At 35.3% G+C, this 23,711-nt stretch carries 23 protein-coding genes, 1 pseudogene and 1 other annotated feature; all 24 genes and pseudogenes read left to right on the plus strand.

The genetic code is table 11. The features are described from left to right. Positions 1-18: 18 nt before the first annotated feature. The 24 genes and pseudogenes from CD135_RS01520 to fusA all read left to right on the plus strand — a co-directional run bounded on the left by CD135_RS01520 (position 19) and on the right by fusA (position 23,668). Positions 19-1,077: a PIN/TRAM domain-containing protein gene (locus tag CD135_RS01520; RefSeq protein WP_103268657.1), complete on the plus strand. Its 1,059-nt coding sequence runs from the start codon at positions 19-21 to the stop codon at positions 1,075-1,077. Position 1,078: 1 nt separating this feature from the next. Continuing rightward, complete coding sequence (ispD, locus tag CD135_RS01525) at positions 1,079-1,765, plus strand: 2-C-methyl-D-erythritol 4-phosphate cytidylyltransferase (protein ID WP_103268658.1); 687 nt, start codon at positions 1,079-1,081, stop codon at positions 1,763-1,765. Beyond that, entirely contained in the window at positions 1,758-2,237 is a 480-nt protein-coding gene (ispF, locus tag CD135_RS01530) for a 2-C-methyl-D-erythritol 2,4-cyclodiphosphate synthase (protein ID WP_016999406.1), read from the plus strand. The genes ispD and ispF overlap by 8 nt, the downstream gene beginning before the upstream one ends. Before the next feature lie 16 nt (positions 2,238-2,253). After that, positions 2,254-3,711 (plus strand): glutamate--tRNA ligase, encoded by a 1,458-nt coding sequence (gene gltX / locus CD135_RS01535; protein WP_103268659.1) that lies wholly within the window; start codon positions 2,254-2,256, stop codon positions 3,709-3,711. A 250-nt stretch (positions 3,712-3,961) separates the two neighbouring features. Next, positions 3,962-4,603, plus strand: coding sequence for a serine O-acetyltransferase (gene cysE / locus CD135_RS01540; RefSeq protein WP_103268660.1), 642 nt, complete (start codon positions 3,962-3,964; stop codon positions 4,601-4,603). Beyond that, positions 4,587-5,990 carry a cysteine--tRNA ligase gene (gene cysS, locus CD135_RS01545; RefSeq protein ID WP_103268661.1) on the plus strand — a complete coding sequence of 468 codons (1,404 nt, stop codon included), beginning with the start codon at positions 4,587-4,589 and terminating at the stop codon, positions 5,988-5,990. Before cysE ends, cysS begins: the two co-directional genes overlap by 17 nt. Before the next feature lie 13 nt (positions 5,991-6,003). Beyond that, a complete protein-coding gene (locus CD135_RS01550; RefSeq protein WP_037539268.1) occupies positions 6,004-6,393 on the plus strand; it encodes a Mini-ribonuclease 3 in 390 nt (129 codons plus the stop codon). Continuing rightward, the gene (rlmB, locus tag CD135_RS01555; protein ID WP_016999411.1) at positions 6,386-7,132 is read left to right on the plus strand and encodes a 23S rRNA (guanosine(2251)-2'-O)-methyltransferase RlmB; all 747 of its coding nucleotides are present in this window, start codon (positions 6,386-6,388) and stop codon (positions 7,130-7,132) included. Before CD135_RS01550 ends, rlmB begins: the two co-directional genes overlap by 8 nt. Beyond that, positions 7,132-7,650 carry an NYN domain-containing protein gene (locus CD135_RS01560; RefSeq protein ID WP_016999412.1) on the plus strand — a complete coding sequence of 173 codons (519 nt, stop codon included), beginning with the start codon at positions 7,132-7,134 and terminating at the stop codon, positions 7,648-7,650. Before rlmB ends, CD135_RS01560 begins: the two co-directional genes overlap by 1 nt. A 79-nt stretch (positions 7,651-7,729) precedes the next feature. Then, a complete protein-coding gene (locus CD135_RS01565; RefSeq protein WP_103268662.1) occupies positions 7,730-8,347 on the plus strand; it encodes a sigma-70 family RNA polymerase sigma factor in 618 nt (205 codons plus the stop codon). Positions 8,348-8,397: 50 nt separating this feature from the next. Continuing rightward, the gene (gene rpmG / locus CD135_RS01570; protein WP_081501334.1) at positions 8,398-8,538 is read left to right on the plus strand and encodes a 50S ribosomal protein L33; all 141 of its coding nucleotides are present in this window, start codon (positions 8,398-8,400) and stop codon (positions 8,536-8,538) included. A gap of 13 nt (positions 8,539-8,551) precedes the next feature. Further along, a complete protein-coding gene (gene secE, locus CD135_RS01575) occupies positions 8,552-8,731 on the plus strand; it encodes a preprotein translocase subunit SecE (RefSeq protein WP_016999414.1) in 180 nt (59 codons plus the stop codon). Positions 8,732-8,745: 14 nt separating this feature from the next. Beyond that, entirely contained in the window at positions 8,746-9,294 is a 549-nt protein-coding gene (nusG, locus tag CD135_RS01580) for a transcription termination/antitermination protein NusG (protein WP_016999415.1), read from the plus strand. Between the two features lie 147 nt (positions 9,295-9,441). After that, positions 9,442-9,864, plus strand: coding sequence for a 50S ribosomal protein L11 (rplK, locus tag CD135_RS01585; protein ID WP_016999416.1), 423 nt, complete (start codon positions 9,442-9,444; stop codon positions 9,862-9,864). A gap of 115 nt (positions 9,865-9,979) precedes the next feature. Next, entirely contained in the window at positions 9,980-10,672 is a 693-nt protein-coding gene (gene rplA / locus CD135_RS01590) for a 50S ribosomal protein L1 (RefSeq protein ID WP_016999417.1), read from the plus strand. A 44-nt stretch (positions 10,673-10,716) separates the two neighbouring features. After that, positions 10,717-10,858 (plus strand) — a sequence feature (ribosomal protein L10 leader region). Positions 10,859-10,901: 43 nt separating this feature from the next. Continuing rightward, positions 10,902-11,408 (plus strand): 50S ribosomal protein L10, encoded by a 507-nt coding sequence (gene rplJ, locus CD135_RS01595; protein WP_016999418.1) that lies wholly within the window; start codon positions 10,902-10,904, stop codon positions 11,406-11,408. A 42-nt stretch (positions 11,409-11,450) separates the two neighbouring features. Beyond that, positions 11,451-11,813 (plus strand): 50S ribosomal protein L7/L12, encoded by a 363-nt coding sequence (gene rplL, locus CD135_RS01600; protein WP_016999419.1) that lies wholly within the window; start codon positions 11,451-11,453, stop codon positions 11,811-11,813. 82 nt (positions 11,814-11,895) lie between these two features. Beyond that, positions 11,896-12,505: pseudogene (locus CD135_RS01605) on the plus strand (class I SAM-dependent methyltransferase). Positions 12,506-12,712: 207 nt separating this feature from the next. Then, on the plus strand, positions 12,713-16,267 hold the full coding sequence (gene rpoB / locus CD135_RS01610) for a DNA-directed RNA polymerase subunit beta (protein ID WP_103268663.1): 3,555 nt from the start codon (positions 12,713-12,715) through the stop codon (positions 16,265-16,267). A 99-nt stretch (positions 16,268-16,366) separates the two neighbouring features. Beyond that, positions 16,367-19,984 (plus strand): DNA-directed RNA polymerase subunit beta', encoded by a 3,618-nt coding sequence (rpoC, locus tag CD135_RS01615; RefSeq protein ID WP_103268664.1) that lies wholly within the window; start codon positions 16,367-16,369, stop codon positions 19,982-19,984. A gap of 135 nt (positions 19,985-20,119) precedes the next feature. Continuing rightward, a complete protein-coding gene (locus CD135_RS01620; protein WP_064204243.1) occupies positions 20,120-20,374 on the plus strand; it encodes a ribosomal L7Ae/L30e/S12e/Gadd45 family protein in 255 nt (84 codons plus the stop codon). A 91-nt stretch (positions 20,375-20,465) separates the two neighbouring features. Continuing rightward, complete coding sequence (gene rpsL, locus CD135_RS01625; protein ID WP_016999424.1) at positions 20,466-20,888, plus strand: 30S ribosomal protein S12; 423 nt, start codon at positions 20,466-20,468, stop codon at positions 20,886-20,888. Between the two features lie 86 nt (positions 20,889-20,974). Further along, on the plus strand, positions 20,975-21,445 hold the full coding sequence (gene rpsG / locus CD135_RS01630; protein ID WP_103268665.1) for a 30S ribosomal protein S7: 471 nt from the start codon (positions 20,975-20,977) through the stop codon (positions 21,443-21,445). Between the two features lie 144 nt (positions 21,446-21,589). Then, the gene (fusA, locus tag CD135_RS01635; protein WP_103268666.1) at positions 21,590-23,668 is read left to right on the plus strand and encodes an elongation factor G; all 2,079 of its coding nucleotides are present in this window, start codon (positions 21,590-21,592) and stop codon (positions 23,666-23,668) included. Positions 23,669-23,711 lie beyond the last annotated feature (43 nt).

Genomic DNA, 23,711 nt, shown 5'->3' on the forward strand with positions numbered 1-23,711 from the left:
CCATTAGGAGGTTGACGTATGAAAATTTTAAAAGCCCTCATCATTCTATGTTATTTAGTTATAGGATCCTCGGTCGGTATTCTAGTTATTCCTGAGTTGATTAACGCTTTTAGTATACAACCTAAAGAGGTACTTACTAACCCATATATTGATGGTCTAATCGGGGCAGTCGTTATATTTCTGCTGTTTGGTTTTTTAATCGATAAAATTGTGTATATGGCTGATCAAGGTGAAAAATATTTGTTAAAGAGAAGTATTTTAGAAATATTTTTCGCAACTATTGGTGTTATGATTGGTCTAATGATTGCTGTAATGGTTTCGTTTATATTGGAAATGATTGGCGCTCCCGTATTGAAACATATATTACCTATTATTATTGCTGCTTTTTTATGTTATTTAGGCTTTCAAATTGGGTTACAAAAGCGTGAAGAAATTCTTAGGTTGTTCCCAGAGAATATTTCGAACTCATTAACAAGACAAACTACTGCGAGAAACGCTAAATTGTTAGACACTAGTGCCATTATTGATGGACGTATACTTGATGTCGTGAAATGCCAATTTTTAGACGGTGAAATATTAGTCCCTCAAGGCGTAATTGAAGAACTACAAGTTATTGCTGATTCAAAAGATAGTTTAAAAAGAGATAAAGGACAACGTGGTTTAGATATGTTAAATTCATTGAAGGATACTGATTTTCCTATTTCTATCATTGAACCTAATTCTACCCATAAAGATGTAGATGCACTATTGATTGTTTTAGCTAAAAAATATAACGCAAGTATTATTACGACAGATTATAATTTAAATAAAGTGTGTTCTGTACAAGGTATTAAAGTTTTAAATGTTAATGATTTGTCTGAAGCAATTAAACCAATTGTGCATCAAGGCGATCAGTTCGAATTACTTATTACTAAAATAGGAAAAGAAGATGGCCAAGGTGTTGGATATTTAGATGACGGTACAATGGTTGTTATTGAAAAAGGTAGAGAATATATCGGCAAAACAATAGTTGTAGAAGTAATGAGTCTATTACAAACGTCATCTGGAAGAATTATTTTTGCGAAGAAGGTGTCTTAGCGTGGGTTTTACAGTTATAATACCAGCTGCTGGTCAAGGGAAGAGAATGGGTAAGGATATTAATAAATTATTTTTAAAAATCAAAGGTGAAACGATTATAAGAAGAACAGTTTCAGTTTTTGAAAATATGAAGTCATGTGAACAAATCTTTATTGCTGCCCACCCTGAAGAGGTCAATATAATGGAAAAACATTTAAAAGACTTTCAAAAAGTGGCTGGTATTATACCAGGAGGTAAAGAACGACAGCATAGTATTTATGAAGTGTTAAAAGTATTAGTAAATACTGAAGTTGTTATTGTACATGATGGAGCTAGACCTTTTGTAACAGAAGAAAAAGTAGAACAACTATACGAAGATACTTTAGAGCATGGTGCTGTTATTTTAGCGGTTCAAGCTAAAGATACAATCAAAAAAGTGATAAATGGTATTGTAGAAGAAACTTATCAACGCGAAACGGTATGGCAAGTCCAAACACCTCAATCTTTTAAAAGAGAAATCATCTTAAAAGCATATCAATTAGCGGATTCGGAATCTTTTGTAGGTACAGATGACGCATCTTTAGTTGAAAGAGCTGGTTTTAAAGTCCACGTCCTCAGTGGAGATTACGATAATATTAAAATAACAACAACTGAAGACTTAGTGATAGCAGAATCAATAATAGAAAGACGAGGTATTCATGATGTTTAGAATAGGTTATGGATATGATGTACATGAATTCGATGAAAATAGACCGCTTATTATCGGTGGAATTGAAATAGAACATACTAAAGGGCTCAAAGGACATAGCGATGCAGATGTATTGTTACACGCTATTACAGATGCTATTTTAGGTGCTGCAAGTTTAGGTGACATTGGTAAGTTGTTTCCAGATACCGATCAAACATTTAAAGATGCAGACTCGAAAATATTATTAAAAGAGGCTTATCAACAAGTTTTAAAAAAGGGATACCAACTAGGAAATGTGGATGCTACAATAATTGCTGAGAAACCTAAATTTAGACCACATATTGATAACATGAGAGATAAGATTGCTACAATTTTCGAAGTATCAATAGAAGATGTTAATGTGAAAGCGACAACAAATGAAAAATTAGGATTTCTAGGAAGAGAAGAGGGCATACAAGCACAAGCTGTGGTATTATTAACAAATAAAGATTAAAAACAGGAGTGAGACGATGAGTAACAAAGTAAGAGTAAGATATGCGCCAAGTCCAACTGGTTACTTACACATCGGTAACGCAAGAACCGCATTATTTAATTATTTATTCGCTAAACATTATGATGGGGACTTTGTTATACGTATTGAAGATACAGATATAGCCAGAAACTTAGAGGACGGAGAGTCTTCACAATTTTCAAACCTTGAATGGTTAGGTTTAAATTGGGACGAATCTGTCAATAAAGACGGAGGATACGGCCCTTATCGTCAATCAGAACGTGGCCATATCTATAAACCACTTATTGATAAATTACTAGCTGAAGATAAAGCTTATAAATGTTACATGACACAGGAAGAATTAGAAGCAGAACGTGAAGAACAAATAGCTAGAGGTGAAATGCCACGTTATGGTGGTAAACACGCACACTTAACTCTAGAAGAACAGAAAGCTTTCGAAGCGGAAGGTAGACAAGCTAGTATTCGTTTTAGAGTACCTCAAAATAAAACATATACATTTAATGATATCGTTAAAGGTGAAGTATCATTTGATTCAAACGGTATAGGTGACTGGGTTATCGTTAAGAAAGACGGTATTCCAACATATAACTTTGCTGTTGCTATTGATGATCATTATATGGAAATTTCTCACGTAATCCGCGGGGACGACCACATTTCAAACACACCTAAACAACTTATGATTTTTGAGGCATTTGGATTTGAAACGCCAAAATTTGCTCATATGACATTGATTGTTAACGAAGAACGTAAAAAATTAAGTAAACGTGATGGACAAATTTTACAATTTATCGAACAATATAAAGATTTAGGTTACTTACCTGAAGCCTTATTCAATTTCATTGGATTGTTAGGTTGGTCTCCAGAAGGCGAAGAAGAAATTTTCTCTAAAGAAGAATTCATTAAAATCTTCGATGAAAAACGACTATCTAAATCTCCAGCATTCTTTGATAAGAAAAAATTAGAGTGGATCAATAACCAATACATGAAGGAAAAAGATTCTGAAACTGTATTTGAAATGACAATCCCTCACATGGTAAAAGCAGGATTATTACCAGAAAGTCCATCAGAAGCAGAATTGTCTTGGGCTAGAGACTTGGTTGCTTTATATCAAGAGCAAATGAGCTACGCAGGTGAAATTGTACCGCTATCTGAGTTGTTCTTCAGAGAATATTTAGATTTCTCTGATGAAGCTAAAGAAGTCTTAAACGGTGAACAAGTTCCTACTGTCATGACTGAGCTTATTAAACAATTTGAAAGTTTAGAGCCTTTTGATGAACCAGCTGAAATTAAGAAATCAATTAAAGCAGTTCAAAAAGAAACAGGTGTTAAAGGTAAACAGTTATTCATGCCTATTCGTGTAGCGGTAACTGGACAAACACATGGACCTGAATTACCTAATACAATAGCATTATTAGGTAGAGATAAAGTGTTAAGTAGATTAAAACGTATTATTTGATTTTTTGTAAATAAAAAACTATGATATTAAATACTTAAAGGCCAAGTAATTTAATAAATGTGAAATAAGAGAGCACATGGTTGGTGAAAATGTGCCACATTTATAAATGAATGCACCTTTATTGAATGAAAATTTATATATTTAAATGAGTGAGCATAGATATATGCTAAACAAGAGTGGAACCGTGCAAAAGGCACCTCTAGCAAAAATTGTTAGAGGTGCCTTTTTGATATCTGAGGGGGGGAAAGAGATGTTTAAAAGAGTCAAAGATGATATTCAAATGGTGTTTGATCAGGACCCTGCTGCAAGATCTTCATTTGAAATTGTTATGACTTACTCAGGGCTACATGCAATATGGAGTTATTTGATTGCTAATTGGTTTTTTAAGAAAAAAATGTATTTTATAGCTCGATCAATTTCACAAATTTCACGATTTTTTACTGGAGTGGAAATTCATCCTGGTGCTACGATAGGAAAGAGATTATTTATAGACCATGGAATGGGTATTGTGATTGGTGAAACATGTCGAATTGGTAACAATGTGACAATTTATCAAGGCGTTACCCTCGGAGGTACAGGTAAAGAGCGCGGAAAAAGACACCCAGATATAGGTGATAATGTATTGATTGCTGCTGGTGCTAAAGTACTGGGCAATATAGAAGTTGGCAGCAACGTAAACATTGGTGCCAATTCAGTTGTGTTAAAAGATGTTCCTGATTACTCAACAGTAGTAGGTATCCCAGGCAGGATTGTTAAGCAAGATGGTATGAAAGTTGGTAAAAACTTCAATCATACTAACTTACCAGATCCAATTTATGAACAATTAAAAGAATTAGAACGTCAACTTGAAAAGACGAAGAATGGAGAGATTGTTGATGATTACGTTATATAATACGCTAACAAGACAAAAGGAAGAATTTATACCAATTGAAGAGGGCAAAGTTAAGATGTATGTATGTGGCCCTACTGTTTATAATTATATTCATATTGGAAATGCAAGGTCGACAGTAGCCTTTGACGTTGTTAGACGCTATTTAGAATATAAAGGTTATGAAGTAGATTATGTATCTAACTTTACTGATGTTGATGATAAATTAATTAGAACAGCTAATGAATTGGGTCAAACAGTTCCAGAAATAGCAGATCGTTTTATTCAAGCATTTTACGAAGATACTGGGGCATTAAATTGTAAGAGAGGTACTTCAAATCCAAGAGTTATGGACCATATGGATGACATTATCGAGTTTATAAAAGTATTAGTCGATAAAGGTTATGCTTATGAAAGTGGTGGAGATGTTTATTATCGTACACGTCGTTTTGAAGGGTATGGCAAGTTGAGCCACCAATCTATTGATGACTTGAAAGTTGGAGCTAGAATTGAAACAGGTGAACAAAAAGAAGATGAACTAGATTTCACACTTTGGAAAAAAGCTAAATCTGGTGAAATTAAGTGGGACAGCCCATGGGGACCAGGACGCCCTGGTTGGCATATAGAATGTTCTGTCATGGCTCATGTACATTTAGGTGATACAATTGATATACACGCAGGAGGAACAGACCTTCAGTTCCCTCACCACGAAAACGAAATTGCACAATCTGAAGCACATAGTGATACAACATTTGCTAACTACTGGATGCATAACGGATTTGTAAATATTAATAATGAAAAAATGAGTAAGTCTCTTGGTAACTTTATTTTAGTGCATGATATTATTAAGGAAATTGATCCAGATGTTTTACGATTCTTTATGGTTGGTGCACATTATAGAAGTCCAGTTAACTATGATTTAGATTTAGTACAGGCAGCTAAAAAAGGTTTAGAAAGAATCAGAAACAGTTACAAATCTTTAGTGGATAGAGAAGAACATGCTTTGCTTAAAGAAGACGAAACGAATCAATATATCGAAGGTATCGACCAAGCGTTGAAAGATTTTGAAATGTATATGGACGATGACTTTAATACAGCTAACGCAATGACTGCTTGGTATGATTTAAACAAACTTGCAAACAAGTATTTATTAGAGAATGCGACATCAGTTAGAACGATTGAATACTTTAAAGAAGTTTACCAAATCTTTAGTGATGTTTTAGGTGTACCTTTATATGGTAAAGAACATGCTGAATTATTAGATGAAGAAATCGAACAACTAATTGAAGAACGAAACGAAGCTAGAAAATCTAAAAACTTCCAACGTGCTGATGAAATTCGAGATATGCTAAAAGAACAAAATATTATCCTTGAAGATACGCCTCAAGGTGTGAGGTTTAAACGTGGATAAGCAATCAATAAAAATGTTAAACCCCTTGTCATTAGCATATATGGGAGATTCTATACTAGATACTTATGTAAGAAAGTATATTATCCTGAAAATTAAAGGGAAGCCTAACCGTCTACATCAACTATCTAAACAATATGTATCCGCAAAAGGGCAAGCGTATGTTTTAAACGTTTTGCTAGAAGAAGATTTTTTCGATGAGGAAGAGTTAGCTATTATTAAACGTGGGCGTAATGCAAAAAGTTATACAAAAGCAAAGAATACGGATATACAAACATATCGTAAAAGTTCTGCGATAGAAGCGGTTATCGGTTATTTATATTTAAATGATGAGACAGAGCGTTTAGAATTGTTAATTAATAAAATGATAGAAATTACAGAAGAAAGGGTGAATACAAATGGATGATTCAATAATTGTCGGGAGACATGCTGTGAAAGAAGCGATTACTTCTGGCCATACAATTAACAAAGTGTTAATCCAAGAAGGTATCAATAAAAAACAAATTAACGATATTTTAAAGATTGCAAAATCAGAGAAAATCGTTGTTCAAACAGTACCGAAATCAAAAATAGACTACCTTACAGACGTCCCACACCAAGGTATAGCTGCACAAATAGCACCTTATCCTTATAAAGAATTAGAAGACTTTATATCTGAAACAAAAGATATTGAACATCAACCCTGTCTGTTAATGTTGGATGGATTAGAAGATCCTCATAATTTAGGTTCAATTATGAGAACTGCTGATGCAATAGGTATCGATGGAATTATTATTCCTAAAAGAAGGTCCGTTCAATTAAATGCTACTGTAGCTAAGGCTTCAACAGGTGCTATTGAGCATGTACCTGTTATTCGTGTTACGAATCTACCGAGTACAATGGAGCGTTTACAAGAAGTTGGTTATTGGATAGCTGGTACTGATGCTAAACATGCAACGGATTATCGACAAATGGATGTTAATATGCCATTAGTTATTGTGATAGGTAGTGAGGGAGAAGGTATGAGTAGGTTAGTTAAAGATAAGTGTGACTTCTATATTAAATTGCCTATGGTTGGGCATGTTAATAGCCTTAATGCGTCCGTTGCAGCCAGTCTTCTTATGTATGAAGTATATAGAAAAAGGCACCCGATAGGACAAGAATAATGAAAGATATCTATTTGATTATTGATGGTTATAATTTGATAGGACAATCAAAAGAATTATCCGAGACTGCGAAAGTCTCATTAGAAGAAGCAAGGGACAAATTGTTAATCACACTTATTAACTATAATACACAACATGACGGAGAGATGATTGTTGTCTTTGACGCTTATGGTGTTGAAGGAACAGAAACAATAGAAATAAAACACGGTGTCAAAATAGTATATACAAAAGGGAAAGAAACGGCAGATAGTTATATTGAAAGATTAACTTATGATTTGTATAGAAAGCATATTACACATATTACAGTTGTAACGAGTGATATGAGTGAGCAACACGCTATTTTTGGGACAGGTGCTTATCGGATATCATCGAGAGAGATGTGGTCAACAATAGCGAGGCAAGAATCTGTGGTAACGAAACATTTATCAGATATAGAAACAAAGACACCTAGAAATAGATTACATTTGCCTGATGAAGTACTACAACAATTCGAAAAATGGCGTAGAAACAATAAGTAATATTAAAAAATGCAGTTTGATTTAATAATAATTGAATCTGTAAAATGTGTTCAATACTTATGAACAAGGAATGAACAACATGCATGATACAATTAAAGAGAATCAAACTTTAAACTGGATTCAAACAATTCAAAGAGGCCAAGTCGATTGCTTTAATCAATTATTGGAAGTTTATGATCAAGATATAATGAAACGAATTAAAATGCTTAATATATCTAAAGAAGATTGTGAAGATATCGCACAGATAGTGAGATATAAATTGTATAAACAAGTGCTAACTTATGATATAGAGCAACCACAACCTTTTTCTCATTGTGTTAACGACATTATTAAAGATGCTAAAATAGATTTTATACGTAAAGCCACAAGTGAAAAGGAACAGTTTCATACAAAAATGCTCACAATTGATAGATCAAATAAATACGAAGTAGATTATTTAATTGATAAAGTTGTAGATAATAAACATCACTCATTTGAAGATATGATAATATTTAATCATTTTTGTTCGTCATTTATAAAAGAAATAGGGTTAAATGCTTTTGAATCTCGGATTGTAAACTGTACGATGCAAGGGAAAAGTAAAAAAGAAATATCGAAAGAGCTTAATGTACCTATCAAACACATATACAATGCACAATACCGGCTAAAAAATAGATTAAATAAGCAAGAAATCGTTTCTGTGTTGTTTGACAACTAGGTGTTTTGTTTTGTATATTAATCTAGGATTAGAATGAATAAGGTGAGAATATGAGAAAAGTCCCTTTAAATTGCGAAAAATGCGGAGCGAGAAATTATACAGTCCCTAAGAAAGAAACAGATAAACGATTAGAGCTAAAAAAGTTTTGTAAAACTTGTAATACGCATACATTGCATAAAGAATCCATATAAAGGAGGAAAATCAATGGCTAAAAAAGAAAACTTCTTTCAAGGCGTAAAATCAGAAATGCAAAAAACAAGTTGGCCGACTGGCAAAGAACTTGTTAAATATACAACAGTAGTAGTATGTACTGTAATCTTCTTCTTAATCTTTTTCTACGCATTAGATTTAGGAATTACAGAGTTAATTAATTTGATTAAATAGTAAGGAGTGGCAAAATGTCAGAAGATATAGGCGCTAAACGTTGGTACGCAGTGCACACTTATTCAGGTTACGAAAATAAAGTGAAAACAAACCTTGAGAAACGTGTCGAAACAATGAACATGGAAGAACAGATCTTTAGAGTTGTAATCCCTGAAGAAGAAGAAACATCAATTAAAGATGGTAAAGCTAAGACACAACTTAAGAAAACATTCCCTGGTTATGTATTAGTAGAATTAATTATGACCGACGAATCTTGGTATATTGTCAGAAATACGCCAGGTGTAACTGGCTTTGTTGGGTCAGCTGGCGCAGGTTCTAAGCCAAATCCTTTATTACCAGATGAAGCTAAATTCATTTTGAAACAGATGGGTATGTCTGAAAAAACCGTCGACGTAGAAGTAGAATTAGGAGAACAAGTTCGCGTTACAAGTGGACCATTTACGAACCAAATTGGTGAAATAAAAGAGATAGATGTTGAAAAGTATAAATTAACAGTACTTGTTGACATGTTCGGCAGAGAAACACCTGTTGAAGTAGAATTTGACCAAATTGAAAAGTTGTAAAAAAACACTTGAAAATTAATTATTTCAATGTTATTATTTAAAGGTCGCGCTCGGACTATGCGCAACCATTTCATTAGGAAATGAAGAGTGGGAGGGTAAAATATCATTACCCCATGACCACATCACGATATCAAGGAGGTGCACATCGTGGCTAAAAAAGTAATCAAAGTAGTTAAATTGCAAATACCTGCAGGTAAAGCAAACCCAGCACCACCAGTTGGTCCTGCATTAGGTCAAGCCGGTGTGAATATTATGGGATTCTGTAAAGAATTCAACGCTCGTACACAAGAGCAAGCAGGTTTAATCATTCCAGTTGAAATTACAGTATTTGAAGATCGTTCATTTACTTTCATCACTAAGACACCACCTGCAGCAGTATTACTTAAAAAAGCAGCTAAAGTAGAAAAAGGTTCTGGTGAACCTAACAAATCTAAAGTTGCTACAGTAACTCAAGACCAAGTACGTGAAATTGCTAACACTAAAATGCCTGACTTAAACGCAGCATCTGAAGAAGCAGCAATCCGTATCGTTGAAGGTACTGCACGCAGCATGGGAATTGTCGTAGAATAATTGAGATTTTAAAGTTTAAGCAGGCGGCTAATTCGCTGTCTGCTATTGCATTGTCTAATAGACGATGCACGTGGGAGGTAACATTCCGCTAAAACCACTAAAGGAGGAAAACAAAATGGCTAAAAAAGGTAAAAAGTATCAAGAAGCAATTGCTAAAGTTGATCGTTCTTCATTATACTCAGTAGAAGAAGCTATGAAATTAGCAAAAGAAACAAGCACTGTAAACTTTGATGCTTCTGTAGAAGTTGCATTTCGTTTAGGCATTGATACTCGTAAAAACGACCAACAAATCCGTGGAGCAGTAGTATTACCACACGGAACTGGTAAAACACAACGAGTATTAGTATTCGCTAAAGGCGATAAAATCAAAGAAGCAGAAGAAGCTGGAGCAGACTATGTAGGTGAAGAATACATCAGCAAAATCAACGATGGTTGGTTTGAATTTGATGTTATTGTTGCAACACCTGACATGATGGGTGAAGTTGGTAAACTTGGTCGCGTATTAGGACCTAAAGGTTTAATGCCAAACCCTAAAACTGGTACAGTTACAATGGATATCAAAAAAGCAGTCGAAGAAATTAAAGCAGGTAAAGTAGAATACCGTGCTGAAAAATCTGGTATTGTTCATGCTTCTATTGGTAAAGTATCATTCGATGAGCAGAAGTTAGTTGATAACTTCAAAACTATCCAAGATACATTAACAAAAGCTAAACCATCATCTTCTAAAGGTACTTATTTCAAGTCTGTTGCTGTAACAACAACAATGGGCCCTGGTATCAAAGTAGATACTTCAAACTTTAAATTATAATAATAAAAATATATTGACTTCACATCTGAAACGCGTTATAGTTTTGAATGTGTAATATTTAACCTAAGACAGTAGGAGTTCGTTTTTGGAACTTAAAAGGCTATCCTACCGAGGCTTAAATTGACTTGAACGTATAAATTTCAAGCACTTTTTGCCGTGGGTAAAAAGTGCTTTTTTGTTGAGATACCTCATCATAAAAGCACGATATAAATACTATGGAGGTGTAGAGATGTCTAATTCAAAAATCGTTGAAATCAAACAACAAAAAGTTGATGCTATTGCTGAACAATTAAAAAACTCAGTTTCAACAATTATTGTAGATTACCGTGGTTTATCAGTTGCGCAAGTTACAGAGTTACGTCAACAATTACGTGAAGCTGGTCTTGAATATAAAGTATACAAAAATACTTTAGTTCGTCGTGCTGCTGAAGCTGCTGGAATCGAAGGTTTAGAAGAATTCTTAACTGGTCCTAACGCAATTGCTTTCTCAAATGAAGAAGTTGTTGCACCAGCAAAAATTCTTGCTGACTTCGCTAAACAAAACGAAGCATTAGAAATCAAAGCAGGTGTTATTGAAGGAAGCGTAGTAAGTGCAGAACAAGTTAACACTATCGGTTCATTACCATCAAAAGACGGTCTTGTATCTATGTTACTATCTGTATTACAAGCTCCAGTTCGTAACTTTGCTTACGCAGTTAAAGCTGTTGGAGAACAAAAAGAAGAAAGTGCTGAATAATATCAGTACAAAATAAAAATTAATTATTGGAGGAAATATATCATGTCTAATGAAAAAATTATCGAATCAATTAAAGAAATGTCAGTATTAGAATTAAACGACTTAGTTAAAGCTATTGAAGAAGAATTTGGTGTAACAGCAGCAGCTCCTGTAGCAGCAGCTGGCGCAGCTGGTGGAGAAGCAGAAGCTGAACAAACTGAATTCAACGTTGAATTAACTGCAGCTGGAGATTCAAAAATTAAAGTTGTTAAAGCAGTTAAAGAAGTAACTGGTTTAGGCTTAAAAGAAGCTAAAGAAATCGTAGATAACGCTCCTAAAGTTGTTAAAGAAGGATTATCTAAAGAAGACGCTGAAGCTCTAAAAGAAAAATTAGAAGAACTTGGCGCATCTGTAGAATTAAAATAATTTCTGTATTAAATCAAAAACCCGTTATTATCATGATAACGGGTTTTTCTTTACTCATTAAATGTATTAAAGAGGTGGCATAATGAGTCATTATTATGATAATGATCCAAATGTGAAATCGGAAAGAAAACCTTTCGATTATCGCTATCGTGACATCAAACTCTCTCTTCAGACAGATCATGGCGTTTTTTTCAAAAGGAAAAATTGATTTTGGATCTGATTTATTGATTACTACATTTTTAAATTTAAATCCCCCAGGACCTAAAAAGAAAATATTAGACGTAGGCTGTGGATACGGACCTATTGGATTAACTTGTGCTAAAGTGCTACCACATAGTGAAGTAACGATGGTGGATGTAAATGAAAGGGCATTAGAATTGGCGAAAGATAATCGAAACTCAAATCAAATTAATAATGCCGAAATACAACAAAGCGATTGTATAGATGGTGTTATAGATTTACAATTTGATTTCGTACTAACTAATCCGCCGATTAGAGCTGGTAAAAATGTTGTACATCGAATATTTGAACAAAGTGATCAAGTTTTAACACACGGAGGAGAACTTTGGGTAGTCATTCAAAAGAAACAAGGTATGCCTTCTGCAAAAGAAAAAATGCAAAATATTTTTGGCAATGCAGAAATTATAGAAAAAAGCAAGGGTTATTACATTTTAAAAAGTGTAAAAGCTTGATTTTGCTATTTTGTTCTGATATAGTAATAGAATGTTAAAAAATTATATTCAATAAGTGTGTACTTTTGCGTCGCCCTTAATTGAATGTTAGAAATAAGTCGTACGAAATAGAAAATGGAATCATTGACTTTCCGTTTTCTTTTTGTCTTATTATCTTTGTTTTGTAAGACGCAAAGTTATATTCACAATATTTGAGGGGTGAATCTGTTGACAGGTCAACTTATCCAGTATGGAAGACATCGTGTTCGTAGAAGTTATGCGAGAATTTCCGAATCTTTAGAATTACCTAATTTAATCGAGATTCAAACGAAATCATATGAATGGTTTCTTAAAGAAGGTTTACTTGAAATGTTTCGCGACATTTCGCCAATCGACGATTTTACAGGTAACTTATCTTTAGAATTCGTAGATTATCGTTTAGGTGAATCAAAGTATGATTTAGAAGAATCTAAAAACCGTGATGCGACTTATTCCGCGCCATTACGCGTTAAAGTTCGTTTAATTAATAAAGAAACAGGCGAAGTGAAAGATCAAGAAGTATTTATGGGTGATTTCCCATTAATGACTGACACTGGTACTTTCGTTATTAATGGTGCAGAACGTGTAATTGTATCACAACTTGTACGTTCACCATCCGTATACTTCAACGAAAAAGTTGATAAAAACGGTAAAATTAGTTATGGAACAACTGTGATTCCTAACCGTGGTGCATGGTTAGAATATGAAACAGACGCTAAAGACGTTCCTTACGTAAGAATTGATAGAACGCGTAAGTTGCCAATTACAGTATTAGTCCGCGCTTTAGGATTCTCAACGGACCAAGAAATTTTAGATTTACTTGGAGACAATGAATATCTTAGAAACGCTTTAGATAAGGATAATACTGAAACTACTGATCAAGCATTGCTTGAGATTTATGAGCGTTTGCGTCCGGGAGAACCACCAACAGTAGAAAACGCGAAGAGTTTAATTTACTCACGCTTCTTCGACCCAAAACGTTATGATTTAGCGAGTGTCGGTCGTTATAAAATGAACAAAAAGTTACATCTTAAACATCGTTTGTTCAATCAAACATTAGCTGAACCTATTGTTGATGTTGAAACAGGTGAAATTGCAGCAGAAGAAGGAACGGTTTTAGACCGTCGTAATTTAGATAAAATTATCGATGTATTAGAATCTAATGCTAACATTCAAGTTTATGAATTAAATAGTAGCGTATTAGATGAACCAGTTGAAATTCAATCTGTTAAGATTTATATCCCTGGTGATGAAGAAAACCGTACGACAACAGTGATTGGTAATGCATTTCCTGATGAAGCAGTTAAATGTATTACGCCAGCAGATATCGTTTCATCATTATCATATTTCTTCAACTTATTACATGGTGTAGGTTATACAGATGACATTGACCATTTAGGTAACCGTCGTCTACGTTCAGTAGGTGAATTGCTACAAAACCAATTTAGAATTGGTTTATCACGTATGGAACGTGTTGTACGTGAACGTATGTCAATTCAAGATACTGATTCAATCACACCACAACAACTTATAAATATACGTCCAGTTATTGCTTCAATTAAAGAATTCTTTGGTAGTTCACAATTGTCTCAATTCATGGACCAAGCTAACCCATTAGCTGAGTTAACGCATAAACGTCGTCTATCAGCGCTTGGACCCGGCGGTTTAACTCGTGAACGTGCTGGTATGGAAGTACGTGACGTTCACTATTCTCACTATGGTCGTATGTGTCCGATTGAGACACCAGAGGGACCAAACATTGGTTTAATCAACTCACTTTCAAGTTATGCTAGAGTTAACGAGTTTGGCTTTATTGAAACACCATATCGTAAAGTTAATATCGAAACTAACCAAGTAACAGACAGAATTGATTATCTAACTGCTGATGAAGAAGATAGTTATGTTGTTGCACAAGCAAACTCAGTATTAGATGAAACTGGTAGATTCGTCGACGATGAAGTTCTTTGTCGTTTCCGTGGTGACAACACTACTAAACCTAAAGAACGTATGGATTACATGGATGTATCTCCTAAACAAGTTGTTTCTGCAGCAACAGCATGTATTCCTTTCCTTGAAAACGATGACTCTAACCGTGCACTTATGGGTGCGAACATGCAACGTCAAGCAGTACCTTTAATGAACCCTGAAGCACCATTTGTTGGAACGGGTATGGAACATGTTACAGCACGTGACTCAGGAGCAGCTATTGTTGCTAAACATAAAGGTAGAGTTGAACATGTTGAATCGAAAGAAATTCTTGTTAGAAGAATTGTAGAAGAGAATGGTAAAGAAATCGAAACGGAATTAGACCGTTATCCTTTATCTAAATTTAAACGTAGTAACTCTGGAACATGTTATAACCAACGTCCAATCGTTGCATATGGTGACATTGTTTCTAAAGGTGAAATTTTAGCTGATGGACCTTCAATGGAACTTGGTGAAATGGCACTAGGTAGAAACTTAGTAGTTGGATTTATGACTTGGGATGGTTATAACTACGAGGATGCTGTTATCATGAGTGAACGTCTTGTTAAAGATGACGTATATACTTCTATTCATGTTGAAGAATATGAATCAGAGGCTCGTGACACTAAATTAGGACCTGAAGAAATCACACGTGATATTCCAAACGTTTCTGATAATGCACTTAAAAACTTAGACGATCGCGGTATTGTTTATGTTGGTGCTGAAGTTAAAGATGGTGACATTTTAGTAGGTAAAGTAACGCCTAAAGGTGTGACTGAACTAACAGCTGAAGAAAGATTATTACATGCGATATTTGGTGAGAAAGCACGCGAAGTACGTGATACATCATTACGCGTACCTCATGGTGCTGGCGGTATCGTATTAGACGTTAAAGTCTTTAATAGAGAAGAAGGCGATGATTCATTATCTCCAGGTGTTAACCAATTAGTTCGTGTTTATATCGTTCAAAAACGTAAAATACACGAAGGGGATAAAATGTGTGGTCGTCATGGTAACAAAGGTGTAATTTCACGTATTTTACCTGAAGAAGATATGCCTTACTTACCAGATGGAACACCAATTGACCTTATGTTAAACCCATTAGGTGTACCTTCTCGTATGAATATCGGACAAGTTTTAGAACTTCATCTAGGTATGGCAGCTAAGAATCTAGGTATTCATGTTGCTTCACCAGTATTTGATGGTGCTAACGATGATGATGTTTGGTCAACTATTGAAGAAGCAGGTATGGCTCGTGACGGTAAAACTGTCTTATACGATGGTCGTACTGGTGAACCATTTGATAACCGTGTATCTGTAGGTGTTATGTACATGCTTAAACTTGCACACATGGTCGATGATAAATTACACGCACGTTCTACTGGTCCATACTCACTTGTAACGCAACAACCATTGGGTGGTAAAGCTCAATTCGGTGGACAACGTTTCGGTGAAATGGAGGTATGGGCACTTGAAGCATATGGTGCTGCGTACACATTACAAGAGATTTTAACTTATAAATCTGATGATACTGTAGGTCGTGTAAAAACTTATGAAGCTATCGTAAAAGGCGACAATATCCCTAAACCGGGTGTCCCTGAATCATTCCGCGTATTAATGAAAGAATTACAGAGTTTAGGACTTGATGTTAAAGTCATGGACGAACATGATAATGAAATCGAAATGCGCGATTTAGAGGATGAAGATATGATGGACAAAAAAGTTGATTTAGGTGTTTCACAAGATGCAGCAGTAGAAGGACAACAAGTAACTGAGTAAAAGTTAATCAAGCGCATTTGGTAATACATTTGCGCTTTCATTTGTTACACATTATCAATCAACCGGCACAACTAATTTAATTTGAAGGAGGTAGGCTCCTTGATTGATGTAAATAATTTCCATTACATGAAAATAGGACTTGCTTCACCTGAAAAGATTCGTTCTTGGTCATTTGGTGAAGTTAAAAAACCAGAAACAATTAACTACCGTACGCTAAAACCTGAAAGAGATGGTTTATTCTGTGAGAAAATTTTCGGTCCAACTAAGGACTGGGAATGTAGTTGTGGTAAATACAAACGAGTACGCTATAAAGGTATGGTCTGTGATAGATGTGGCGTTGAAGTCACTAAATCTAAAGTGCGTCGTGAAAGAATGGGACACATTGAATTAGCAGCACCTGTATCACATATTTGGTACTTTAAAGGTATACCTAGTCGCATGGGACTATTATTAGATATGTCTCCACGTGCGCTAGAAGAAGTAATTTATTTTGCTTCTTACACAGTAATTGATCCAGGTCCAACTGGATTAGAAAAGAAACAATTATTAACTGAAGGTGAATACCGAGAATATTATGATAAATTCCCGGGTAAATTCAGTGCAAAAATGGGCGCGGAAGCAATCCGTGATCTATTAAGTGATATAGATTTAGAAAAAGAATTAAAACAACTTCGTGAAGAATTAGAATCAGCTACTGGCCAAAGATTGACAAGAGCAATTAAACGTCTAGAAGTAGTTGAATCATTCCGTCACTCTGGTAATGAACCTTCATGGATGATTTTAGATGTATTACCAATTATTCCACCTGAAATCCGTCCAATGGTTCAATTAGATGGTGGTCGCTTCGCAACAAGTGACTTAAATGATTTATACCGTCGTGTTATCAACCGTAATAATCGTTTGAAACGTTTATTAGACTTGGGTGCTCCTGGCATTATCGTTCAAAACGAAAAACGTATGCTACAAGAAGCTGTAGATGCGTTAATCGATAACGGTCGTCGTGGTCGTCCAGTAACTGGTCCAGGTAACCGTCCGTTAAAATCACTTTCACACATGTTAAAAGGTAAACAAGGTCGTTTCCGTCAAAACTTACTTGGTAAGCGTGTTGACTACTCAGGACGTTCAGTTATCGTTGTTGGTCCTAGTCTGAAAATGTACCAATGTGGTTTACCGAAAGAAATGGCTTTAGAATTATTTAAACCATTCATTATGAAAGAATTAGTAGAACGTGAAATTGCTACAAACATCAAAAATGCAAAAGGCAAAATTGAAAGAATGGAAGAAGAAGTATGGGATGTACTTGAAGATGTTATTAAAGAACACCCAGTACTATTAAACCGTGCACCTACATTACACAGACTAGGTATTCAAGCGTTTGAACCTACTCTAGTTGAAGGTCGTGCGATTAAACTTCACCCACTTGTTACAACAGCTTATAACGCTGACTTTGATGGTGACCAAATGGCGGTTCACGTACCATTATCTAAAGAAGCACAAGCAGAAGCACGTATGTTAATGCTTGCAGCTCAAAACATCTTGAACCCTAAAGATGGTAAACCAGTTGTTACGCCTTCACAAGATATGGTATTAGGTAACTATTACCTTACATTAGAAAGAAAAGGTGCAATAGGTGCTGGTGACATCTTCAATGAAACTGACGAAGTTATTAAAGCTTATGCAAATGGTCATGTACACTTACATTCACGTATAGCTTTACATGCAAGATCACTTAAGAACCCAACGTTTACAGCAGAACAAAATAAAAAATTATTAATTACTTCTGTTGGTAAAGTTATCTTTAATGAAATTATGCCTAATTCATTCCCATATATTAATGAACCGACTAATTTCAATTTAGAAAAATCAACTCCTGATAAATACTTTGTTTCACCTACAGATTTACCAGAAGGTGGACTAGTAGAATATCTTGAAGACGTTGAGCTTGTTAAACCATTTAACAAAGTATTCTTAGGTAAAATCATTGCTGAAATATTCAACAAATTCCATATAACTGATACTTCAATGATGCTAGATAAGATGAAAGATTTAGGATTTAAATATTCATCTCGTGCTGGTATTACTGTTGGTGTATCTGATATCGTGGTTCTTTCAGAGAAACAAGAAATCATCGATGAAGCAGAAGTTAAAGTTGAAAAAGTTCAAAAACAATTTAGCCGTGGTTTAATCACTGAAGGCGAACGTTATGCAGCAGTTATCGAAATTTGGACAAAAGCTAAAGATGATATTCAAGCTAAATTAATGATGTCATTAGATAATCTTAACCCAATATTCATGATGAGTGATTCAGGTGCTCGTGGTAACGCATCTAACTTTACTCAATTAGCTGGTATGCGTGGTCTGATGGCTAACCCATCTGGTAAAATTATTGAGTTACCGATTAAATCTTCATTCCGTGAAGGTTTAACAGTACTTGAATATTTCATATCAACTCACGGTGCTCGTAAAGGTCTAGCCGATACAGCGCTGAAAACTGCCGATTCAGGTTACTTAACTCGTCGTCTTGTTGACGTAGCACAAGATGTTATTGTCAGAGAAGAAGACTGTGGAACTGATAGAGGTTTATTAGTATCTGATATTAGAGAAGGATCAGAATTAATTGAGCCATTTATTGAGCGTATAGAAGGTCGTTATTCTAAAGAAACATTACGTCATCCAAAAACTGATGAAGTAATTATCAAAGTTAACGAACTAATAACGCCAGAAATTGCTAAACAAATACTAGATGCTGGTATTACTGAAATGCACATCCGTTCTGCATTTACATGTAACACTCGTCATGGTGTATGTGAAAAATGTTACGGTAAGAACTTAGCAACTGGTGAACAAGTTGAAGTTGGTGAAGCAGTTGGTACAATAGCTGCCCAATCAATCGGTGAACCAGGTACACAGCTTACAATGCGTACCTTCCATACTGGTGGTGTAGCCGGAGCAGATATCACACAAGGTTTACCACGTATTCAAGAGTTATTTGAAGCGCGTAACCCTAAAGGTCAAGCAGTTATTTCAGAAATTAACGGTGAAGTAACAGAGATTACTATCGTTAAAGATCGTCAACAAGAAATTAAAGTTAAAGGCGAAAATGAAATTAGAACTTACCTTGCTTCAGGTACTGCAAGACTTAAAGTTGAAGAAGGACAATATGTTGAACGTGGCGAAGTAATGACTGAAGGTTCAATTGAGCCTAAAGGATTACTAGCTGTAGCTGGATTAAATGCTACTCAAAAATACTTGCTTAAAGAAGTTCAAAAAGTTTACCGTATGCAAGGTGTTGAAATTTCAGATAAACACGTTGAAGTTATGGTTAGACAAATGCTTCGTAAAGTAAGAATTATTGAAGCAGGAGATACGAAACTATTACCAGGTGCTTTAGTAGATATTCATACATTTACTGATGCAAACAGAGAAGTATTTGCTACGCGTAAGCGCCCAGCAACTGCTAAACCTGTATTACTTGGTATTACAAAAGCTTCTCTTGAAACTGAAAGCTTCTTATCAGCGGCGTCATTCCAAGAAACAACTAGAGTTCTTACAGATGCTGCAATCAAAGGTAAACGTGATAACTTACTTGGACTTAAAGAAAATGTTATCATCGGTAAATTAATCCCTGCTGGTACAGGTATGAGAAGATATACTGGTGTAGATTTCGAAAAAGTTGAAAAAGAAGTATCACCTGAAGAAACAGTAGTAACTGATTAACAGATATGAGCTGTTCTAGGGGTCTAGAACAGCTTATATTTTATTATAAAAACACTCCAAAAATTATTGACTTTATCAAAGTAGGATGTTATTATTGTTAAGGTTGATGCAAGCAGACGCTTTGGAGGATATCAAATGTCTAATGAAAAAGCCTTAAGCTTAAATCAAGACAATTATGTCATTGGTTTAAAACAAACCACTAAAGCATTGAAGAAGCATGATGTACGTAAAGTAATCATTGCTCAAGATGTAAATATTCATATTTTGTCTAAAGTGTTGAATTTAGCATTTGAGACAGGCGTTCCGATAGATTATAGTCCAACAAGACAAAAGTTAGGATCGCACTATGGAATAGAAGTAAATGCGACAGTAGTTGCATTGCTTAAATAAATGTGTAAGCTGTGCTTACTATTTTTATTTGCCTTAAAATGAACCACCTGGATGTGTGGAATTAAGAAAACAAGAGAGGAGGACATTAAAGATGCCTACTATTAACCAATTAGTACGTAAACCACGTACAAGTAAATCATCACACTCTACAGCACCTGCATTAAATAAAGGATACAATAGCATGAAGAAAAAAGTGACTACTGTATATTCTCCACAAAAACGCGGTGTTTGTACACGTGTAGGAACAATGACACCTAAAAAACCTAACTCAGCGTTACGTAAATATGCTCGTGTTCGTTTATCAAACAACATCGAAGTAAACGCGTATATCCCTGGTATAGGCCACAACTTACAAGAACACAGTGTTGTACTTATTCGTGGTGGACGTGTTAAAGACTTACCTGGTGTACGTTATCACGTAGTACGTGGTGCTTTAGACACTTCTGGTGTTGAAGGACGTATGCAAAGTCGTTCACTTTATGGTGCTAAAAAACCTAAAGCTGCTAAGAAATAATCTAATATTAAATTTCTGTGTTTAACAGATTTTTATGTGACGATAAACTAAATAAATTTTATAATTAAGGAAGGAGGATTTCGATTATGCCTCGTAAAGGTCCAGTTCCAAAAAGAGATGTATTACCAGATCCAATTCACAACTCAAAATTAGTAACAAAATTAATCAATAAAATCATGCTTGATGGTAAGCGTGGTACTGCTCAAAGAATTCTTTACTCAGCATTCGAACTTGTTCAAGAACGTTCAGGTAAAGATCCAATTGAAGTATTCGATGAAGCTATCAACAACATCATGCCTGTACTTGAAGTTAAAGCTCGCCGTGTAGGTGGTTCAAACTATCAAGTACCTGTAGAAGTACGTCCAGATCGTCGTACAACTTTAGGTTTACGTTGGTTAGTTAACTATGCTCGTCTTCGTGGTGAAAAAACTATGGAAGAGCGTTTAGCTAACGAAATCTTAGATGCTGCTAACAATACTGGTGGCGCAGTTAAGAAACGTGAAGACGTTCATAAAATGGCAGAAGCTAACAAAGCGTTTGCTCATTATCGTTGGTAAAATAGAACCTAGGACCCTAAGCGTTAAAATGATAAAGATTCCTTTTAATGGGTTATCTCTAGTTTTTTAAACACTTAGGGTATCTGCGTATCTATTGTAATAAAAAAACCAAATATCCAATATTTTGGAAGGAGTAAGAATACTATGGCAAGAGATTTCTCTTTGAAAAACACTCGTAATATCGGTATCATGGCTCACATCGATGCTGGTAAAACAACGACTACTGAACGTATTCTTTATTACACAGGCCGTATTCATAAAATTGGTGAAACACATGAAGGTGCTTCACAAATGGACTGGATGTCACAAGAGCAAGAACGTGGTATCACAATCACTTCTGCTGCTACAACTGCAGAATGGGATGGCCACCGTGTAAATATCATCGATACACCTGGACACGTAGACTTCACAGTTGAAGTTGAACGTTCTTTACGTGTACTTGATGGTGCCGTTACAGTACTTGATGCTCAATCAGGGGTTGAACCTCAAACTGAAACAGTTTGGCGTCAAGCAACAACATACGGTGTTCCACGTATTGTATTCATTAATAAAATGGATAAAATGGGTGCGAACTTTGAATATTCAGTTGGTACATTACATGAGCGCTTACAAGCTAATGCTCACCCAATTCAATTACCAATCGGTGCGGAAGATGATTTCAGTGCTATTATTGATTTAGTAGAAATGAAATGTTTCCAATACAATAACGATTTAGGTACTGAAATTGAAGAAATTGAAATTCCTGAGTCTCACAAGCAAAAAGCTGAAGAAACTCGTGAATCTTTAATTGAAGCTGTTGCAGAATCAAATGACGAATTAATGGAAAAATACTTAGGTGGAGAAGAAATCACAATTGATGAGCTTAAAAAAGCTATTCGTCAAGCTACTTGTGATGTTGAATTCTACCCAGTATTATGTGGTACAGCATTCAAAAACAAAGGTGTTCAATTAATGTTGAACGCAGTTATTGACTACTTACCATCACCATTAGATGTTAAACCTATTGTCGGACATAGATTCGAAAGTGAAGAAGAAGTAATTGCTAAACCTGATGATTCAGCACCTTTCGCTGCATTAGCGTTTAAAGTAATGACTGACCCTTATGTAGGTAAATTAACATTCTTCCGTGTTTATTCTGGTACTATGGAATCAGGATCATACATTAAAAACTCAACTAAAGGGAAACGTGAACGTGTAGGTCGTATCCTACAAATGCACGCTAACTCTCGTCAAGAGATTTCTACTGTATATTCTGGTGACATTGCTGGTGCGGTAGGACTTAAAGATACTGGTACAGGTGATACTCTATGTGACGAAAAAGATGACATCATCTTAGAAGCAATGGACTTCCCAGAGCCAGTTATTCACTTATCAGTTGAGCCTAAATCAAAAGCTGACCAAGATAAAATGACTAACGCATTAGTTAAATTACAAGAAGAAGACCCAACATTCCATGCACATACTGACCATGAAACTGGACAAGTTATCATCGGTGGTATGGGTGAATTACACCTTGATATTTTAGTAGACCGTATGAAACGTGAATTCAAAGTTGAGTGTGCTGTTGGTGCGCCAATGGTATCTTACCGTGAAACGTTCAAAACGCCTGCACAAGTACAAGGTAAATTTGCTCGTCAATCAGGTGGACGTGGACAATTTGGTGATGTTCACATTGAATTTACACCTAACGAACAAGGCGCAGGTTTCGAATTCGAAAACGCTATTGTTGGTGGGGTAGTTCCTCGTGAATATATTCCTTCAGTTGAAGCTGGTCTTAAAGACGCTATGGAAAACGGTGTATTAGCTGGGTATCCATTAGTTGATGTTAAAGCTAAATTATATGATGGTTCATACCATGATGTCGATTCATCTGAAATGGCCTTCAAAATTGCAGCTTCATTAGCACTTAAAGAAGCAGCTAAAAAATGTGATCCAGTAATCTTAGAGCCAATGATGAAAGTTGAAATCGTTATGCCTGAAGAGTACATGGGTGACATTATGGGTGACGTAACAAGTCGTCGTGGACGTGTTGAAGGTATGGAAGCACGCGGTAACGCTCAAGTTGTTCGTGCATTCGTTCCACTTTCAGAAATGTTCGGTTACGCTACAAACTTACGTTCTAACACTCAAGGTCGTGGTACTTATACTATGGTATTTGATCACTACGAAGAAGTACCAAAATCAATTTCTGAAGAAATTATCAAGAAAAATACAGGCGCTTAATCAAAACGCTTTAATAAATTGATTTTTTTCTCAAAATGATTTA

The sequence above is a fragment of the Mammaliicoccus lentus genome, assembly GCF_002902755.1.
Taxonomy (GTDB): Bacteria; Bacillota; Bacilli; order Staphylococcales; family Staphylococcaceae; genus Mammaliicoccus; species Mammaliicoccus lentus.

What these genes read in the sequence shown, in the direction of transcription:
- rplL (WP_016999419.1), top strand. Translation starts at nt 11,451, where the DNA reads ATGTCTAATGAAAAAATTATCGAATCAATTAAAGAAATGTCAGTATTA.
- gltX (WP_103268659.1), top strand. Translation starts at nt 2,254, where the DNA reads ATGAGTAACAAAGTAAGAGTAAGATATGCGCCAAGTCCAACTGGTTAC.
- fusA (WP_103268666.1), top strand. Translation starts at nt 21,590, where the DNA reads ATGGCAAGAGATTTCTCTTTGAAAAACACTCGTAATATCGGTATCATG.
- cysE (WP_103268660.1), top strand. Translation starts at nt 3,962, where the DNA reads ATGTTTAAAAGAGTCAAAGATGATATTCAAATGGTGTTTGATCAGGAC.
- ispF (WP_016999406.1), top strand. Translation starts at nt 1,758, where the DNA reads ATGTTTAGAATAGGTTATGGATATGATGTACATGAATTCGATGAAAAT.
- CD135_RS01560 (WP_016999412.1), top strand. Translation starts at nt 7,132, where the DNA reads ATGAAAGATATCTATTTGATTATTGATGGTTATAATTTGATAGGACAA.
- cysS (WP_103268661.1), top strand. Translation starts at nt 4,587, where the DNA reads ATGATTACGTTATATAATACGCTAACAAGACAAAAGGAAGAATTTATA.
- CD135_RS01565 (WP_103268662.1), top strand. Translation starts at nt 7,730, where the DNA reads ATGCATGATACAATTAAAGAGAATCAAACTTTAAACTGGATTCAAACA.
- CD135_RS01520 (WP_103268657.1), top strand. Translation starts at nt 19, where the DNA reads ATGAAAATTTTAAAAGCCCTCATCATTCTATGTTATTTAGTTATAGGA.
- secE (WP_016999414.1), top strand. Translation starts at nt 8,552, where the DNA reads ATGGCTAAAAAAGAAAACTTCTTTCAAGGCGTAAAATCAGAAATGCAA.
- rplJ (WP_016999418.1), top strand. Translation starts at nt 10,902, where the DNA reads ATGTCTAATTCAAAAATCGTTGAAATCAAACAACAAAAAGTTGATGCT.
- rpsG (WP_103268665.1), top strand. Translation starts at nt 20,975, where the DNA reads ATGCCTCGTAAAGGTCCAGTTCCAAAAAGAGATGTATTACCAGATCCA.
- rplA (WP_016999417.1), top strand. Translation starts at nt 9,980, where the DNA reads ATGGCTAAAAAAGGTAAAAAGTATCAAGAAGCAATTGCTAAAGTTGAT.
- rpmG (WP_081501334.1), top strand. Translation starts at nt 8,398, where the DNA reads ATGAGAAAAGTCCCTTTAAATTGCGAAAAATGCGGAGCGAGAAATTAT.
- rpsL (WP_016999424.1), top strand. Translation starts at nt 20,466, where the DNA reads ATGCCTACTATTAACCAATTAGTACGTAAACCACGTACAAGTAAATCA.
- CD135_RS01550 (WP_037539268.1), top strand. Translation starts at nt 6,004, where the DNA reads ATGTTAAACCCCTTGTCATTAGCATATATGGGAGATTCTATACTAGAT.
- rlmB (WP_016999411.1), top strand. Translation starts at nt 6,386, where the DNA reads ATGGATGATTCAATAATTGTCGGGAGACATGCTGTGAAAGAAGCGATT.
- nusG (WP_016999415.1), top strand. Translation starts at nt 8,746, where the DNA reads ATGTCAGAAGATATAGGCGCTAAACGTTGGTACGCAGTGCACACTTAT.
- CD135_RS01620 (WP_064204243.1), top strand. Translation starts at nt 20,120, where the DNA reads ATGTCTAATGAAAAAGCCTTAAGCTTAAATCAAGACAATTATGTCATT.